Annotated in this window: 14 protein-coding genes and 1 tRNA gene; 3 read left to right on the top strand and 12 right to left on the bottom strand. The window is 62.5% G+C overall.

Annotated elements, in window-relative coordinates; all coding sequences use genetic code 11:
• Window positions 1-6 precede the first annotated feature (6 nt).
• The 4 genes from VGD45_RS16015 to VGD45_RS16030 all read right to left on the bottom strand — a co-directional run bounded on the left by VGD45_RS16015 (window position 7) and on the right by VGD45_RS16030 (window position 5,060).
• Entirely contained in the window at window positions 7-2,199 is a 2,193-nt protein-coding gene (locus VGD45_RS16015; protein WP_331156334.1) for a TonB-dependent receptor, read from the bottom strand.
• A 159-nt stretch (window positions 2,200-2,358) separates the two neighbouring features.
• On the bottom strand, window positions 2,359-2,721 hold the full coding sequence (locus VGD45_RS16020; protein ID WP_331156335.1) for a response regulator: 363 nt from the start codon (window positions 2,719-2,721) through the stop codon (window positions 2,359-2,361).
• A gap of 2 nt (window positions 2,722-2,723) precedes the next feature.
• Window positions 2,724-4,268 (bottom strand): ATPase domain-containing protein, encoded by a 1,545-nt coding sequence (locus VGD45_RS16025; protein WP_331156336.1) that lies wholly within the window; start codon window positions 4,266-4,268, stop codon window positions 2,724-2,726.
• Window positions 4,269-4,301: 33 nt separating this feature from the next.
• A complete protein-coding gene (locus tag VGD45_RS16030; RefSeq protein WP_331156337.1) occupies window positions 4,302-5,060 on the bottom strand; it encodes a HAMP domain-containing sensor histidine kinase in 759 nt (252 codons plus the stop codon).
• Between the two features lie 171 nt (window positions 5,061-5,231).
• On the opposite strand from VGD45_RS16030, the gene VGD45_RS16035 reads away from it, so the two are divergent.
• A complete protein-coding gene (locus VGD45_RS16035) occupies window positions 5,232-6,101 on the top strand; it encodes a class I SAM-dependent methyltransferase (RefSeq protein WP_331156338.1) in 870 nt (289 codons plus the stop codon).
• 24 nt (window positions 6,102-6,125) lie between these two features.
• On the opposite strand, the gene VGD45_RS16040 is transcribed toward VGD45_RS16035, so the two are convergent.
• The 7 genes from VGD45_RS16040 to VGD45_RS16070 form a co-directional block, all read right to left on the bottom strand.
• Window positions 6,126-6,216: transfer RNA gene (locus VGD45_RS16040), tRNA-Ser, on the bottom strand.
• Between the two features lie 204 nt (window positions 6,217-6,420).
• Window positions 6,421-6,639, bottom strand: a complete 219-nt coding sequence (gene csrA / locus VGD45_RS16045; protein ID WP_116808221.1) for a carbon storage regulator CsrA — start codon at window positions 6,637-6,639, stop codon at window positions 6,421-6,423.
• Between the two features lie 345 nt (window positions 6,640-6,984).
• On the bottom strand, window positions 6,985-9,621 hold the full coding sequence (alaS, locus tag VGD45_RS16050) for an alanine--tRNA ligase (protein WP_349263293.1): 2,637 nt from the start codon (window positions 9,619-9,621) through the stop codon (window positions 6,985-6,987).
• A gap of 24 nt (window positions 9,622-9,645) precedes the next feature.
• The gene (locus VGD45_RS16055; RefSeq protein ID WP_331156340.1) at window positions 9,646-10,122 is read right to left on the bottom strand and encodes a regulatory protein RecX; all 477 of its coding nucleotides are present in this window, start codon (window positions 10,120-10,122) and stop codon (window positions 9,646-9,648) included.
• Between the two features lie 124 nt (window positions 10,123-10,246).
• Window positions 10,247-11,266 (bottom strand): recombinase RecA, encoded by a 1,020-nt coding sequence (gene recA / locus VGD45_RS16060; protein ID WP_331156341.1) that lies wholly within the window; start codon window positions 11,264-11,266, stop codon window positions 10,247-10,249.
• A gap of 146 nt (window positions 11,267-11,412) precedes the next feature.
• Window positions 11,413-11,940: an RNA 2',3'-cyclic phosphodiesterase gene (thpR, locus tag VGD45_RS16065; protein ID WP_331156342.1), complete on the bottom strand. Its 528-nt coding sequence runs from the start codon at window positions 11,938-11,940 to the stop codon at window positions 11,413-11,415.
• On the bottom strand, window positions 11,937-12,443 hold the full coding sequence (locus tag VGD45_RS16070; RefSeq protein ID WP_331156343.1) for a nicotinamide-nucleotide amidohydrolase family protein: 507 nt from the start codon (window positions 12,441-12,443) through the stop codon (window positions 11,937-11,939). The genes thpR and VGD45_RS16070 overlap by 4 nt, the downstream gene beginning before the upstream one ends.
• A gap of 105 nt (window positions 12,444-12,548) precedes the next feature.
• Here VGD45_RS16070 and mutS point away from each other — a divergent pair, with 105 nt between their 5' ends.
• Window positions 12,549-15,119 carry a DNA mismatch repair protein MutS gene (mutS, locus tag VGD45_RS16075; protein ID WP_331156344.1) on the top strand — a complete coding sequence of 857 codons (2,571 nt, stop codon included), beginning with the start codon at window positions 12,549-12,551 and terminating at the stop codon, window positions 15,117-15,119.
• Between the two features lies 1 nt (window position 15,120).
• Here the strand turns inward: mutS and VGD45_RS16080 are convergent, their stop codons facing one another.
• Window positions 15,121-15,786, bottom strand: a complete 666-nt coding sequence (locus VGD45_RS16080) for an esterase/lipase family protein (RefSeq protein ID WP_331156345.1) — start codon at window positions 15,784-15,786, stop codon at window positions 15,121-15,123.
• A 102-nt stretch (window positions 15,787-15,888) separates the two neighbouring features.
• Between VGD45_RS16080 and VGD45_RS16085 the strand changes: the two genes are divergently transcribed.
• Complete coding sequence (locus tag VGD45_RS16085) at window positions 15,889-16,815, top strand: DUF1080 domain-containing protein (protein ID WP_331156346.1); 927 nt, start codon at window positions 15,889-15,891, stop codon at window positions 16,813-16,815.
• The last annotated feature ends 8 nt before the right edge of the window (window positions 16,816-16,823 follow it).

Consider the following 16,823-nt stretch of genomic DNA (forward strand, 5'->3'; position numbering starts at 1 on the left):
GTATTGTTAGAAATCCAGAGACGCCGACACGACAAACGTGCGCGGCCCGCCGAGCACCAGATAGTTGGCGCCGAACGAGCCGCCGACCGACGCCCAATATTCCTTGTCCGTGACATTGTCGACGCGTGCACGAACCGTGATCGCGCGACTATCCCACTCAAACTCGTAACGCGCACCCACGTCCAGGCGCGTCCACGACGGCAGCTCGAGCATGTTGTCCGCGCTCGCGGCCTGCGAGCTGGTGTAAACCAATCGGCCATCCACGCTCAGCCCTTCTACCAAATCCCACTCCACGCCGACATTGGCCTGGGTGTCCGGCACGCCGATCACGTCCTTGCCATCGTTAGCCGGAATGTCGCCGCGGCGATTCTCGGCGTCGAGCAACGTCAGTCCACCGAGCAGGCGAACGGTCTCCATCAACTGACCGTAGATGCTCAGCTCGATGCCCTGATTGCGCTGCTCGCCGGACTCGCGCACTACGTTGCCGACCAGCACAGTGCTCGGCTGAGTGATGCGGAATATCGCCAGCGTGCCGCCGAGGCTGCCGCTGTCGTATTTCGCGCCCACCTCATATTGCTCGGACTTGAATGGCTCGAAGATCTCGCCGGCATTGGCGATGGGCCGGCCGGCGATCACTGCCGGCACTTCTTCTCCCTGCAGCAGCCCTTCGATGTAGTTGGCATACAGCGAAATGTTATCCCACGGCTTGACCACCACGCCGAACACCGGCGTCACCGTGCCCTCGTCATAGGAAGAGGTCTCGGCGCCGGTGTTGAAATCGAAACTCTGCTGTTCGATGTTCTGATGGCGCGCGCCGATCGTGACCAGCAGTTGCTCGTCCATGAACGCCAGCGTGTCGGCGAGCGCGAAGCTGATCGTTTCCGTCTCGGTGGTCGTGTGCGGCGAGAACAGCACGCCGCCGACGAAGGCTGTCGCCGGGGGCTGCGCCAACTGCACCGGGCTGTAGAGATTGAAGGACAGCGCACCGAACGAGGAGATCGCGAACGCGTTCTTCGAATCCAGATTGAAAAACGAAGCCGACGCGACCAGGCGATGCCCGACCCCGCCCGTGTCGAACTCGAAACGCACGCCGGTGTCACCGGTCTTCACCAGATCCTCGCGATAGTTCTCGAACCGGTTGGTCGTCGCGGCTCCGGTGGGTGCGGCGTTCGGGTTCGCCAGGTTGTTGTGCTCTTCGCTGTCGCGAAAACCGGCGGCGAGCCACGCGCTGATGCCTTCGGAGAAGTCGTACTCACCGCGCGCCACGCCGAAGAAATCCTCCTCGCTGCTGAACGTCCACTTCTGAGCGAAGTTCGACGATGAGTCTGGCGCGCGCGGGATGCCGCCGACCGGAGTGACGCTCGGCCGCGGCGCATCGATGTTGTGATCTTGATATCCGACATCCGCGGATAGCCGCGCGTTCGAGCCGCGGTAGTCCATGCCGAGCGAAAACATCGTCAGCTCGCGCTCCTGAAAATCGACCGACGTTTCGCCATCGCGCCGAACGGCATTGGCTCGCACGCCAAAACGGTCGCCGTCGCCGAGGCGGCGCGCGAAGTCGAGAGCGCCGTATCCTTCGATACCGCTCTCGCCGCCGATGGTGATGCGATTGAGATCGCGTTCGGGGGCGCGTTTGGGAACGAGATTGAAGGAGCCACCGATGCCGCTGCCACCGGGCGCCGCGCCGTTCAAAAAGCTGTTCGCGCCACGAAATACTTCGACGCGTTCCAGAAATTCAGCGGCGACGTATTGTCTCGGCAGCAGTCCATACAGGCCGTTGTAACTCATGTCGTCCGAGAACACGGGAAAGCCGCGGACCACGTACAACTCCTGGAAGTTGCCGAAGCCGCGGGCCACGCGGACAGCAGGATCACTTTGCACCACGTCGGCCACGCTGTGCGCCTGCAGATTGCGCATGAAGTCGGCGGTGAAGTTGGTGCTGTTGAACGGCGTATCCATGATGTCGAGATTGCCGAACAATCCGACCCGGCCGCCGCGAGCGATCTGCCCGCCGGCGTAGTCCGGCGGCAGCGTCACCTGCGAGCCGGTCACGATCACCTCATCGAGGATCTCGTCTTTATTGGCGGACTCCTGCGCCGGATCGGCGTACACACTCGGCCCGGCCAGCAGGCACGGCGCGAGGCTCAGAAACCAGGGAACATGCCGCGATACAGCGCGGTCTTTGCGATGGGCCAGCATCGTTGATTCCTCTCGTTGGAGCAACCGGAGGACCAGTGTTCTGTTCGGAGCCGCGATTTCACAATCAGGACTCTCCCAGAGCTTCAGAGTATGTGGCCGCAGCGGGCGATCAAGTTATAAGCGCATGAGCGAGCGCACGGCCGATTCGCCAGCTTTTCGTCAGGATTGTCTCAGCAACTGCGCCACCGTCTTCAATACGGCCATGGCGCGGAATGGCTTGCGCAGAAAAGCGTTGTACTCGGTGCAGGTCTCGCGCACGGCCACTTCTTCCAGCGAGCTCATCATGATGACGGGGATATCGGCGAACGCGCCGTCCTTGCGGATCGCGGTCAGGGTCTGCGTGCCGTCCATGATGGGCATCATGTAGTCGAGCATGATCAGATCGGGCTTGAACTCGCCCAGACGCGCCAGGGCCTGCTTGCCATTGATCGCGGTCGCCACGCGATAGCCCTCGTCCTCGAGGATGGACTGCAGCACCTCGGCCACGCCGAACTCATCGTCGACGACCAGCACGGTTTGCATGCCTAAGCCTTACCACGACGTCGAGCGGGCGCGCGTCGTCCTTTAGCCGGCTTTTTCGCGGGCGTGCCGGAGCGCGTCGCCCGCTTCACGGGGTCGGCGCGCTCGGTGCCGAATCCGGACAGCACGCCTTCGGCATGCTTGAAGCTGTCGAGCAGATGCAGCCCTTGCGGACCGATCTCGAATTCCCGCAGCGTGTGATCGAAACCGCCGCCGCGGATTTTCATGATGGAGATCAGGCGCCGCAGCCGGCCCTGGTACTCGGCGTAACGCAAGAGGAACATGTTCTCGGTGATCGCGGAGATACCTTCGATCGGCAGATGCAGATCCGGCCCGATCAGGTTCTCGGTCTCCACCGCGATGATCGTAGTGACATTCAGACTGCGCAATTCATTGCAGATGGCGGCGAAGAACGGACCGAGCCGTTCCTGCGCCTCGGCGGCCGCGGCGAATCCGCCCCAGCCGTCGATGAACAACCGCCGCACCTTGCGCCGGCGCACGGCGTCGATGAGCTCGTTGCCCAGACTGTCCAGGATGCGCTCGATGGTCGGACGCCACAGCACCTCCAGATGACCCGCCGCGACCCGAGATTTCAGATCGACGCCGATGAGCTGCGCGTTGGCGACCAGCCGCTGGGGCGACTCATAGAAGCCGAAGTGCAGCCCGGGCTCTTCTTTGCTCGACTTCTGTAAAAAAGCGGTGCCGAGCGTGGTCTTGCCCGAGCCCGACGGACCGAGCAAAAGCGTGGAAGTATCGGCGATCAAACCGCCTTCGGTCATGACGTCGAGCTGAGCGACACCGGTGGAGATCCTGCGATCGGTCTCGACGCCTGCGTTTCGGAGAAAGCGCGATTCCGGACGGGGATGCACCACCAGCCCGTCGTCGGTGATCTGGAAGGGATGGCGACCGCGCAGACTGCTCGAACCGCGGAACTTGCGCACCTCCAGCTCGCGCTGTCGACGCTTGCCATACGGCACGTCTTCGAGAGTGATCAAGCCGTCCACCATCGTGTGCTCCGGGTGGTACTCGCCCCGGCGACCGTTCGTCAGCAACAGGGTGCAGCAGCCGGCCGTGGCCGCGTGCGCCTGCAACTCATGGATGAACTTGCGGAACTCCCGGTCCGAGGTGCTGGTTTCCTCGACCGCGATCAAGCCATCGAGCACCAGGATCGTCGCCTCGTGCGCGCGCATCTCCCGGCGCAGCAAATCCATCATTCCCTTCAGCCCGTTCTCCTCCAGCACGCGGAACGCACTGATGTAGTACACGTACTTGGGAATCAGGCGGGCATCGTAAAAGCTCATCTGCTCCAGGTGCTGGAGCATGCGTGCGTGATTTTCGGCCAGCAGGGTCACGAACAGCGCGCGCTTGCCCTGCCGGGCGTGCTGGAAACAGATCTGATTGGCGAGAATGGTTTTGCCGGCGCCCGGCGTACCGCGCACGATGTAGACGGCGCCTTCGAAGAAGCCGCCCTTGAGCACCTCGTCCAGGCCGGGCACGCCGGTGGCGATGCGCTCCAGTCCGGTGTCGGGATTCGAATCTTTGTTATTCACGTGACCGTGAACCCTCGTAAGCCAAGCGTGTCTTCAGCCGATTTTAACGTGCGCGGAGACATCGCGTGGCAATCGCACGCTAAACGTGGAGCCTGAACCCGGCTCGCTCTCCAGCTCCAGGACGCCGCCCTGTGCCTGCACCAGCTTGCTCGACAGCCACAGACCGATGCCGAAACCTCCGCTACGCGCGCCGGATGCGCGCTCGAACCGCTGGAAGATCCTTTCGCGATCGGCCGGCGCGACGCCGATACCGTGATCGACTACTCGCACCATCGCCCATTCAGGGTCGCTCTCCAAGTGGATGCTCACCGGCTTGCCGTCGCCGTAGCGAATCGCGTTCGAGACCAGGTTGTCGAGGATCTGCTCGGTGGCGAGGCGATCCCAGGTGCCGTTGACTGGCGGACGGAGATCACAATGCAATGTCGAGCCGGCGCGCGCCGCCAGCTGTTCATACTTGCGAGCGCAATCGCGAACCAGGTCACATAAATCGAATGTCGTGAGCTCCAGGCGCACATGCTCGGCATTCAGTCGCGTGATTTCGAGCAGCGTCGTGGCGCGATGGACGTAGTGATCGACGGCCTGCTCCAACAGTTCCAGACCTTGGAGCAACGCTGGAGAGGCTTGCTCGCGCCGCGCGCGAGACAACAGCAACTGCACTTGCCCGACGATGGGCGTCATTGGGTTGCGCAGTTCGTGAGCTGCGATCGCGATGAATTCGTCCCGGGCTGCAATCGCCGCACGCAACTCTTCTACGAGGCGCTCGTTATCCGCGTGAGGCGATGGCGTCGTCATCCCATCTGTAATCGTCCGGTAAAACGTGCGCGGATTATAGGCAGGCCCTCTTGCACCGCGCGCGACTTTATCGAGTACATCTTTTACCGACAAACATACGTTAAAGCGCGAGACTTATCCGCGCTCATATATAAGAATCGCGGCCCGCCCCAGACGATTCGAGTGCCGACGATGTTTTCATGGCGACTGTGGCTTTATGCCAGTCGCACCTTTTGGTGCCTGCTTCCGTTCCTCATCTCTCCCATCGGCGTCGCTGCCGAAACGTACGATCAGTGCGAGCAACAGTTCGCGCCGCGCAGTGGCCAACCCGGCAAGGATGTGATGTGGGTGGCGACCATCGATCAGCTGGTCACCGCGATGCTGCGCGCGGCGCACGTCACGAACAAAGATCGAGTCATCGATCTGGGTTCCGGTGACGGCAAGATCCCGATCGCCGCGGCGAAACAATTTGGCGCCACCGCGCTCGGGATCGAATACAACCCCGAGTTGGTTCAGCTCGCGCAGTGTTATGCGCGCGTCGAACAGCTCACCGACAAGGTGCAGTTCGAGCAAGGCGACATATTCACGACCGACTTCAGCAGCGCGACGGTAGTCACGCTGTATCTGGGACCGAGCATCAATCTCCGGCTCCGCCCGAAGCTGCTGAGCATGCGACCCGGCACGCGCATCGTGTCCAACGCCTTCGACATGGCGGAGTGGCAGCCGGACCAGTTGATCGAAGCCGATGTCGGCAATACACGCGCGTTCTTGTGGATCGTGCCGGCGCGGGTGGAAGGCGAATGGAAGTTCACCGAGGTCGGCGGCAAGGAGTCGTTCACGGTGAGACTGCAGCAGCGCTTCCAGCGGCTGGAGTCATCGCCCGCCACGGACTCGCGCGTGGCTGTGCAAGGCGGTCGCCTCGTGGGCAATCGGATGGAGATGGTAGTGTCAGGACTGGAGAAGCACCCGACGACCTTGACTGGTGAAGTCAGCGGCGACCGAATCCTGGTCGCAATGACCAAGGGAACCGCGATCCGCCGCTATGTGGGCGTGCAGTTGTAACTAAAAGTCACAGCTCGGCAGGGATGGCGGAGAGTGAGGGATTCGAACCCTCGATGGGCTTTTGACCCATACACCCTTAGCAGGGGTGCGCCTTCGACCACTCGGCCAACTCTCCGGCGCGGGACTGCCAGGGCGTAACGCCCCAGGAATGCTGATCACAACAGGGGATTCTGGCCCCAGGTCCGCGAAGGCCGGCAAGAATACTGGCCGTGGCCCGAGAGGTAAAGGGTCCGAGCGAGATGCGCGTGCATCTTGCTCATAGCCTCGCGGGAGTGGCGGGCCACGTCACCCCGCGGACAGCACTGTACGAGCTACGAACTCAGGAGCCCGCGCCGGTGATGGGACGCTTTGCCGCGCCACCGCCCGCCGCCTGTTCCTCGCGTTTGATGCGCTCGTAGATCTCTTCACGATGTACGGCAACCTCTTTCGGCGCGTTCACGCCCACACGCACCTGGTTGCCTTTGACGCCTAAGACGGTCACTGTGATGTCGTTACCTATCATCACGGTCTCACCGACGCGCCTTGTCAGAATCAACATGGTTCGCTCCTTGCTGTCAGCCGAATGATCAAGTTGCGTTTGCCGGCGGTGGAATCACCGCCCTCCCACAGCGCGCGCACTTTTCATTCAAATCGAGAGTAGGTCAGCTGCTCGGGTAATGGGGATCGGGATTTCCCTGAATATCGAAATTACCCTCACAAGAAAGACAATATATTTTTTAATATGTTCGCACTATTTAAACCTGAGTGCGACCCGAATTTTCCCCAGTATCAAAAAAATCATACTCATGAGTTTTCGGCCGACAATTCGCGGCAGCCTGAGGAGGCGCGGAGTAGACCAGCTTCCCTGCAGCCGTGCAGTTCGCGCAAATCACTGTTGACAGTTTCAGGCTGATTTTGCCGCGACTTTGGACTCGATCCAGTTCGCGACACCCGCGAGCGCGTCGTCGAGTTTGGCCGGATCGTTGCCGCCCGCTTGCGCCATGTCGGCGCGTCCACCGCCGCGTCCACCGACTTGTTGCGCAACAAAGTTAACTAAATCCCCGGCTTTTACCTTCGCAGTCTGATCCGCGGTGACACCCGCGATCAGCACGACCTTGTCTGCTTCCTGCACGGACGCGAGCACGATGGCCGCGGACTGCAGTTTGTTCTTCAGCTGATCGACTGCGTCACGCAGCGCTGGCGCGTCGGCGCCATCCACTCGCGTAGCAACAACTTTCAAGCCACCGATGTCGACCGCCGAGCTCGACAGGTCGTTGCCTTGTCCACTGGCGAGCTTGGACTTGAGCGCGGCCACTTCCTTTTCCAGCTTGCGGCTACGATCCAGCAGCTGTCGGACTTTGTCCTCTACATCGTCGCGGCTGCCCTTCACGAGCGAGGCCACGTCACGCAGTACGCGATCCGTCTGCGTGATCCATTCGTACGCTCCCTGACCGGTGACTGCCTCGATGCGCCGAATGCCCGCAGCCACACCGCCTTCGCTGATGATCTTGAACAAACCGATGTCGCCTGTACGGCCTACATGGGTACCGCCGCAGAGCTCCGTGGAGAAGCCGCCGAAGCTGAGCACGCGCACCTGGTCATCGTACTTTTCGCCGAACAGCGCCATCGCGCCGGAGGCGACGGCATCGTCGTAGGACATCAGTTTGGTTTCCGCCGCGGCATTCGCACGGATTTCCGCGTTGACCATTTCCTCGATCTGCTTCAGCTCTTCAGGCGTGACCGCCGCGAAGTGCGCGAAGTCGAAGCGCAGCCGATCGGGTGCGACCAACGAACCCTTCTGCGTCACGTGAGTGCCGAGCACCTTGCGCAAAGCCGCGTGCAACAGATGCGTGGCCGAGTGATTGGCCTTGATCGCGCGACGACGCTCGGCGTCAACATGCGCTTCGACACGGGAACCGACGCGCAACTCGCCTTCTTTCAGACGACCGACGTGCGCGAATGCGCTGCCAATCTTCTGCGTGTCGAGAACCTCGAACTTAACGCCAGCGCCGAGCAGCTCGCCCGTGTCGCCGATCTGCCCACCGCTCTCCGCGTAGAACGGCGTGTGATCGAGAATCACCTGCCCTTCTTCGCCCGCGCGCAGCACGTCGACGCGCTCTTTGCCGCGAACCAATGCGACGATGTTGCCGCGGTCAGAAACATTCTCGTAGCCACTAAAGTTGGTCTTGTCGTCCAACGAAACGCCGGCGCGCAAATCCACACCGAACTTGCTGGCTGCCTTACTGGTGTCGCGCTGAACTTGCATTGCGCGTTCGAAGCCCGCCTCGTCGATGGTGAGGCCGCGCTCGCGCGCGATGTCCGCAGTGAGGTCCGACGGAAAACCAAAGGTGTCGTAGAGGCGGAACACCGTTTCGCCTGGGATTTCCTTGCTGCCGCCGAGGCCCGCGATTGCCTGATCCAGCAACACCATGCCCTGCGACAGCGTCTCGGCGAAGCGCTCTTCTTCCTGCTTCAGCACGCGCTCGATCTGCGCTCGCTGCGTGCGGAGCTCCGGATACGCCTCGCCCATCTCTTTTTCGAGCGCGCCCACCAGCGTGTAGAAGAACGGCTGCGTCTGACCGAGTTTGTAACCGTGGCGAATGGCGCGACGGATGATGCGTCGGAGCACGTAGCCGCGACCTTCGTTCGAAGGAAACACGCCGTCGGCCACGAGGAACGAACACGCGCGAATGTGATCGGCGATCACGCGCAGCGAGCTCGATGACAGATCTTTGGTGTTGGTCGCCGCGGCGGCGGCCTTGATCAGATTGACGAACAGGTCGATCTCATAATTCGAGTGCACGCCCTGCATGACGGCGGCTGTGCGCTCGAGGCCCATGCCAGTATCGACCGATGGCTTGGGCAGCGGCGTGAGCGTGCCTTCGGCCGAGCGCTCGAACTGCATGAACACCAGATTCCAGATTTCGATCCAGCGATCGCCGTCCGCATCCGGCGAGCCCGGAGGCCCGCCGGGAATGTGCGCGCCGTGATCGTAGAAAATCTCGGTGCACGGACCGCACGGGCCGGTCTCGCCCATTTGCCAGAAGTTGTCCGATCCGCCGCCCGGCTTATCGCCGATGCGCACGATGCGATCCGCGGCCACGCCGACATCCTTGTTCCAGATGTCATAAGCCTCATCGTCGGTGTGATAGACCGTGACCATCAGGCGCTGCGGATCGATGCCGAGGTACTGCTTGCCCGTCACGAAATCCCAGGCGAAGCGGATGGCGTCGCGCTTGAAATAATCGCCGAAGCTGAAGTTGCCCAGCATCTCGAAGAAGGTGTGATGCCGGGCCGTGTAGCCGACATTCTCGAGATCGTTGTGCTTGCCGCCCGCACGCACACAGCGCTGCGAGGTCGTGGCGCGACTGTAGTTGCGCTTGTCCTTGCCTAAAAATACGTCCTTGAACTGCACCATGCCGGCGTTGGTGAACAGCAAGGTCGGGTCGTTGCCCGGCACCAACGAGCTGGAGGCCACCACCTGGTGGCTACGCTCACGGAAAAAATTGAGGAACAGCGCGCGAAGTTCGGCGCTCGACAGGCGCTTGGCAGTCATGAGAAACCGTCAGGAATGATCCGGATCGAATCCTCCGCCCGGATCGCTGTCCTTTTCCGGCAGGTCGTCCACGTCAGGATCGAACTTCAGGGCGGCGCGGATTTGATCGCTGTTAAAACCGCGATATTGAAGGAACCGCGCCTGCTTTGCACGTTCAGCGGCGGTTTTAGGCAGCGCAGCGCCGAACTTACGCCGCCGGACCTCGGCCGCCAGCCCGTTCCAGTCCCGGTCGGCGGCGCCCATTTCCTCCTGGATCTGGTCGTCTTTGATGCCCTGCTGCCGCAGCTCCGCCCGGATCCGCACCGGGCCCTGGCCGCGCCGGGCATGGTGGTGAACATAATTGGCGGTGAAGCGCTCGTCCGAGACCCACTTTTTCTTGCCGAGTTTGTCGAGCACGGCCTCGATACTGGCCTCGGGATGACCCTTCGCGGCCAGCTTCCGCTTCAGCTCCTCGGTGGAATGCTCACGGCGCGACAGCAAGCGCACCGCCGCAACCTCGACTTCCTTGGCTCGCTGCTTGGCGCGCTCGGCTTGCTCTTCGGGGGTCAGCGCTTCTTCGGGAGCCTCGGGCAGGCCCGAGGCTTCGAAGAGTTCGCGAGTACGGCTGGTCTTAGACCGCCTCACCCTTCACTGCCTTGGTGTCGGGCAACAGCTTCTCGCGGATCTTGCTCTCGATCTCGCGCGCCGTTTCCGGGTGCTGCTCGAGGAAGGTGCGTGCGTTTTCCTTGCCCTGGCCGATGCGCTCGCCGTTGTAGCTGTACCAGGAGCCGGATTTCTCCACCAAGCCCTGCAGCACGCCGATGTCGATGATCTCGCCATTCCGCGAGATGCCCTGGCCGTACATGATTTCGAACTCGGCTTCGCGGAACGGCGGAGCCACCTTGTTCTTGACCACCTTCACGCGGGTCTGGTTGCCAACCACTTCCTCGCCATTCTTGATGGCGCCGATGCGACGGATGTCCAGGCGCACCGACGAATAGAACTTGAGCGCGTTACCGCCGGTGGTGGTTTCGGGATTGCCGAACATCACGCCGATCTTCATGCGGATCTGGTTGATGAAGATGACGATGGTGTTGGAGCGCTTGATGTTGCCGGTGAGCTTACGCAGCGCCTGCGACATGAGGCGGGCCTGCAAGCCGACGTGCGCGTCGCCCATTTCGCCTTCGATTTCGGCCTTGGGCGTCAGCGCCGCCACCGAGTCCACCACGATCACGTCGACCGCGCTGGAGCGGACCAGCATGTCCGTGATTTCCAGAGCCTGCTCGCCCGTATCGGGCTGCGAAACCAGCAGTTCCTGTACGTTGACGCCGAGCTTGGCGGCGTACACGGGATCAAGCGCGTGTTCCGCGTCGACGAACGCGGCCGTGCCGCCCGCGCGCTGGGCCTCGGCGATGACCTGCAGGGTCAGCGTGGTTTTACCCGAAGATTCCGGACCGTAGATCTCGATGATTCGACCGCGCGGCAGGCCGCCGACGCCGAGCGCGATGTCCAGGCCCAGCGAGCCGGTCGAGACCGCTTCCACATCGTAAGTGGCGCTGGCATCGCCCAGGCGCATGACCGAGCCCTTGCCGAACTGCTTTTCGATCTGGCCGAGCGCGGCGACGAGCGCCTTCTTACGATTTTCTTCCATCGGATAACCCACTTGATTGGTTGATCAGCTTCGGGGCCAGTATTTTACAAACCAAGCGGCCGAAACTGGGGAATATCTGTATATTTGCACAGTTATTCCTGTTACGCCACTGTCGGATTCGTGGTAGGCGCGGCCGCGGGATTTTCTTACCGGCTCAGCGGCCAGCGCGCCAGCACCGAATACTGCGAACCGCGGGCGTCGGGCACCGACTCGACCAGCGCGAAATCATTCACTTCCTGGCGCAGCCCCTCGATTTTTTGAGTGGCCCGGCCGCGCCGAAGGTCACGCGCCAGAGTGACGTGCGGTCGAAACTCTCGTTCGTCCTCCCGGACAAAGCTGCTCAGAGAGGCTCGCAATTGCGCAGCTAACTCCATCGCTGCGGCCGGTGTTGTCGACGTCGTGAGGCACAACAGTTTGCGCCCCCACGACTCGACCCCGTCGAAGTTCAGCTCGAACGCCGAGCAGCCGGTGAGTTGCGCGCCTGCCAGCTGAACGGAGTCGAAGCGCTCGGCCGGCACTTCGCCGAGAAACAACAGAGTGACGTGGAAATTTCTCTCTGGAATCAGTCGCCCGCCGCTGGCCTGGGCGATCGCCAGGGTGGCAGCTTGGATTTGCGTGCGAAATTGATCGGTCGGCCACAGCGCAAAAAATAAACGCCGGGCAGGCGGCTTCATGGCTTCCGCTGCAGCTGACTCAGCTCGCGAAGCGCGCGCGCCACCGATTGACGGCGAATCGCTTCCCGGTCCCCGGTGAATGTCTCCAGCGCGACGCGAGTTTCTATCTCGCCGTTGTCTTTCCAGGCCCACGCAAACCAGACCGTACCGACGGGCTTGCCCGGCTGCGCGCCCGCGGGGCCAGCGATACCGGTCACTGCGAGAGAAATGTGACCGCCGAGCGCTTCCAGCGCGCCGATCGCCATTTCGCGCGCGGTCGCCTCGCTGACCGCGCCGTGCGAAGCCAGCGTCGACGGCCGCACGCCGAGCAGAGATTGCTTGAGCACGTTGCTGTAAACGACCACGCCGCCGTCGTACCACGCCGAGCTGCCAGCGATATCGGTCAACAGCTTGGCCACCCAGCCGCCGGTGCACGACTCGGCCGTGACCAGCCGCCGCTCGGCGTCCAGCAGGTCCGCGCCGGCCTGGGTGGCCAGACGCATCAAGTCCTCATCGTTGTTCATGCCACGCATGCTTCAAGCTCTCAGGGATCAACGTCAAGCTGGGCATATCCGGATTCGCGCAGGCACAATTCCGCGCCTGCCCTATAACGAGCCAACCACCTCGAAATGTCCGCCGCCCTGGAAACTCACACCCCGTCCATGCAGCAGTACCTGCGCCTCAAAGCGCAGTACCCGAACGAGCTGCTGTTCTATCGCATGGGCGACTTCTACGAGCTGTTCTTCGACGATGCCAAGCGGGCCGCGCGCCTGCTGGATATCACCCTGACCGCGCGCGGGCAATCGGCCGGACAGCCCATACCCATGGCCGGGGTTCCATACCATAGCGCCGAGTCCTACTTGGCCCGGCTGGTCCGGCGCGGCGAGTCCGTCGCCATTTGCGAACAGATCGGGGATCCCGCCAAGTCCAAAGGCCCCGTGGAGCGCGCCGTCGTGCGCGTGGTCACTCCCGGCACAGTGACCGATGAGGCGTTCCTCGATGCGCGTCGGGACACGCTGCTCGCCGCGTTGTATCGGGAAGGTCAACGCTTCGGCCTCGCGTGGCTGGAGTTGTCGAGCGGTCGTTTCAGCGTGATGGAAGCCGCTGGCGAGGAAGCGCTCGCCGCCGAGATCGAGCGGCTGAAACCCGCCGAGCTGCTGGTCCCTGAATCCGGGGCGCCCGCGGGCATCACTGTCTTCACGCGCGAGCGGCCGCAGTGGCATTTCGATTTGGAAACATGCACGCGACTGCTGTGCGAGCAATTTTCTACGCGCGATCTGTCAGGCTTTGGCTGCGCCGATTATTTCTTCGCGATTCGCGCGGCTGGTACGTTGCTTCAATATGTTCGTGACACGCAGAAGGCTGCCCTGCCCCATCTTCGCGGGCTTCGCACCGAGGAGCGCAGCGAAGCGGTGCTGCTCGACGCAGCGACCCGTCGCAATCTCGAACTTGATGTGAGCCTGACGGATCGGCCGGAATGCACCGTCGCAGCCGTGCTCGATGAAACAGCAACCGCGATGGGCGGTCGTGAGCTGCGCCGCTGGCTGCATCGACCGTTGCGCGATCGCGGCGCTGTGGAATTGCGGCTGCAAGCGATTTCGACCTTGATCGATCGCGCGCTGTACACGCCGCTGCACGACGTGCTGAATCACGTCGGCGATATCGAACGCGGCCTCGCGCGCGTCGCGTTGAAAAGCGCGCGCCCCCGCGATCTGGCGCAACTGCGCGATGCGCTCGGCAGGTTGCCTGATTTGCAGCAACTGCTTGCGAGCATCGATTCTCCGCTGCTGCGAGAACTTGCCGCTCAGGCGGGCACCCATCCCGACCTTCATGACGTGCTCAAGCGCGCCATCATCGAGACACCGCCGCCGATCTTGCGCGAAGGCGGCGTCATCGCGCCGGGCTACGACGCCGAGCTCGACGATCTGAAGCGCATCAGCGAGCACAGCGATCAATATCTGGTCGAGCTCGAAGCCCGCGAACGCGAGCGCAGCGGCATCTCGAATCTGCGCCTCGGTTACAACCGCGTGCAGGGCTACTACATCGAGATCAACCGCAGCTTTGCCGACAAGGTGCCGCCCGATTATCACCGCCGTCAGACGGTGAAGAACGCGGAGCGTTACATCACACCCGAGCTGAAAGAGTTCGAGGACAAAGTGCTGGGCGCACGCGATCGAGCACTGGCGCGCGAGAAGCAACTTTACGACGAGCTGCTGGATCTGCTGATCGCCAAGCTCTCCGAGTTGCAGGCATCCGCGGCGGCGCTGGCAGCACTCGATGTGTTGTCGAATCTCGCCGAGCGCGCCGTGACTTTGCGCTATTCGCAACCGGAGCTCTCGGACGATCCGGTGTTGCAGATCACCGAGGGACGTCATCCCGTGGTGGAGCGCTTCATCGATCAACCGTTCGTGCCCAACGATCTTCGCTTGAACAACGACCGTCGCATGCTGGTGATCACCGGCCCGAACATGGGCGGTAAGTCGACGTTCATGCGACAGACCGCGCTGATCGTCATCCTGGCGCGCATCGGCAGTTATGTGCCCGCGAAGGCCGCGCGCATCGGACCGGTCGACCGCGTCTTCACGCGCATCGGCGCCTCGGACGATCTCGCCGGCGGTCGCTCGACGTTCATGGTCGAGATGACAGAGGCAGCGAACATTCTCAACAACGCCACGAACAACAGCCTGGTGTTGATGGATGAGATCGGTCGCGGCACCAGCACGTACGACGGTTTGTCTCTCGCATGGGCGTGCGCGAATCACATCGCCCGCTCCGTACGTGCGTTCACGTTGTTTGCCACGCATTACTTCGAGCTAACGTCGCTGGCGCAGGACCTCGACAACTGCGCGAACGTGCACCTGGACGCGACCGAGCATGGAGAGAAGCTGATCTTCCTGCACACGGTGAAGGAAGGTCCCGCGAATCAAAGCTACGGCCTGCAGGTCGCCGCACTCGCCGGCGTGCCCCCGAAGGTGATCAATGCCGCGCGCAAATATCTGCACGAGCTCGAACGCCGCTCGGCGGCCGCCGCTCAGCAAGCGAAGCCTCAGCAGGAACTGCTGCTCGAATTCCCGCAGGACGAGGAAGAGGAAGAGCACGAAGCTGTCGCCGCCCTCCGCAGCGTCGACCCAGACTCCATGACGCCTCGCGAGGCGCTGGACGCACTCTACAGGCTGAAGAAGTTGATCGCGGCGGGCTAGCTCAGCGCCGGAAGGTTCCTGTTTGCAGGAACCATTGGGCCTGCTCGGCGACCTCGGTCGAGAACAGCATGCCGGTGTGCGATATGGACAGGATGATGTGATCCTTCGCGCCCGGCAGCTTCGTTTCCTCGACGAGCACCGTGCCGTCGTGATCCGCGTTCAGGTCGGCGAATAATCGCCCGAGCCCCAATCCCATGGAGCCCGCGATGATGCCGACCTCGCGATGGCCGCGCCATTCACGCGGCTCGCAATCGATACATTCAGCATTGACAGCCGCGCCAAGAATCGCCCTCCCGAAAGGAACGACGCGCGCCACACCCTGCGCCGCTTTCGAGCCTTGCGATGGAGTGCCCAACAGCACCGCCCGGCCCGGAGGTAAGTCGTCCGTGAGTTGCAAGGCGCGCAGGATGACGAGCCCGCCAAGACTGTGACCGACGAAATGCAGCTCCGGCACATTCTGCGCGCGCGCGAAATCCAAAAGCCCGCGCACGTGCTCGCTCATCGAGCCGCTCACCGTCGGATACGAAAAAGAGGCGACGCGAAACTGGCCGCCAGCCTCGAGCCGGTGTTTCAATATCCGCAGCTGGAAGCCCGACATCCACAGTCCATGGACCAGCACGATGGTGGCAGGCTCGGCCGCACCTCGTTGCCTGGGATCGTTGCTCAAATCGCCATTGCCCTTGAAAGCCGTGACAAGCTATGGTCGCAGCGGGCGCCGACCGGGCGCAATAGAAACCAACCAGGTCCACGGACCACTTTTGGGGGATGCATGCAGACAGCGATGAGGCGGCCGAGCAACGTCAGCGCCTTGCTGGCGACCGCTTGCGCGCTGGTCGCAACTTCGACGTCGCTGGCGCAATCCAGCCCGCCGGCCAAACCGCAGCCCAAGCCGGAAGACTGGATCGAGCTGTTCAACAGCCGCGACCTGACCGGCTGGACGCCGAAAATCTCCAAGCACGCGCTCGGCGAGAATTTTGCCGATACCTACCGGGTCGAGAACGGCGTGCTGCAGGTCCGCTACGACAAGTATCAGAGCTTCGACGCGCAGTTCGGCCATCTGTTTTACAAGACGCCGTATAGTTATTACCGGCTGGCGATCGAGTATCGCTTCGTCGGCGAGCAGGCCAAAGGCAATCCCGGCGCCTGGGCGTTTCGCAACAGCGGCGTGATGGTTCATTCGCAGGATCCGCGCACCATCACTCGCGATCAGGACTTCCCGATTTCCATCGAGGCGCAGTTCCTCGGCGGCAAGAGCGACGGCAAAGCGCGCCCGACCCTGAACATGTGCTCGCCGGGCACCGAAGTCGTCATCGACGGCAGCTTGTATCCTGAGCACTGCCTGAACTCAGCCTCCAACACCTACGACGGCGATCGATGGGTACGCGCCGAAATGCTGGTGCTCGGCGCCGGCCAGATCACCCACATTATCGACGGCCAGAAGGTGCTGGAGTACGCCCTGCCGCAGTTCGGCGGCGACGCGGTCCATCACCACGATCCGAAGGCCCAGCCGGTCGGCAAACTGATCGAAGGCGGCTACATCGCGCTCCAAAGCGAATCGCATCCCATCGACTTCCGCAAAGTCTCGCTGCTGAACCTGGCCGGCTGCATGGACGCCAAAGCCAGCAACTACCGCAGCTACTACGTGAAATCCGAGCCGGCGACGTGCCAATATGGCCGCCCGGCCGCTAGTCCCTAACCCCCACT

The sequence above is a fragment of the Steroidobacter sp. genome (genome assembly GCF_036402275.1).
In the GTDB taxonomy this organism is placed as follows: Bacteria; Pseudomonadota; Gammaproteobacteria; order Steroidobacterales; family Steroidobacteraceae; genus Steroidobacter.

Bases quoted from the DNA above. Each gene is read 5' to 3' on its own strand.
- VGD45_RS16015 (WP_331156334.1), bottom strand. From the start codon at position 2,199: ATGCTGGCCCATCGCAAAGACCGCGCTGTATCGCGGCATGTTCCCTGG.
- VGD45_RS16085 (WP_331156346.1), top strand. From the start codon at position 15,889: ATGCAGACAGCGATGAGGCGGCCGAGCAACGTCAGCGCCTTGCTGGCG.
- recA (WP_331156341.1), bottom strand. From the start codon at position 11,266: ATGGAAGAAAATCGTAAGAAGGCGCTCGTCGCCGCGCTCGGCCAGATC.
- VGD45_RS16030 (WP_331156337.1), bottom strand. From the start codon at position 5,060: ATGACGACGCCATCGCCTCACGCGGATAACGAGCGCCTCGTAGAAGAG.
- thpR (WP_331156342.1), bottom strand. From the start codon at position 11,940: ATGAAGCCGCCTGCCCGGCGTTTATTTTTTGCGCTGTGGCCGACCGAT.
- csrA (WP_116808221.1), bottom strand. From the start codon at position 6,639: ATGTTGATTCTGACAAGGCGCGTCGGTGAGACCGTGATGATAGGTAAC.
- VGD45_RS16070 (WP_331156343.1), bottom strand. From the start codon at position 12,443: ATGAACAACGATGAGGACTTGATGCGTCTGGCCACCCAGGCCGGCGCG.
- VGD45_RS16020 (WP_331156335.1), bottom strand. From the start codon at position 2,721: ATGCAAACCGTGCTGGTCGTCGACGATGAGTTCGGCGTGGCCGAGGTG.
- mutS (WP_331156344.1), top strand. From the start codon at position 12,549: ATGTCCGCCGCCCTGGAAACTCACACCCCGTCCATGCAGCAGTACCTG.
- VGD45_RS16035 (WP_331156338.1), top strand. From the start codon at position 5,232: ATGTTTTCATGGCGACTGTGGCTTTATGCCAGTCGCACCTTTTGGTGC.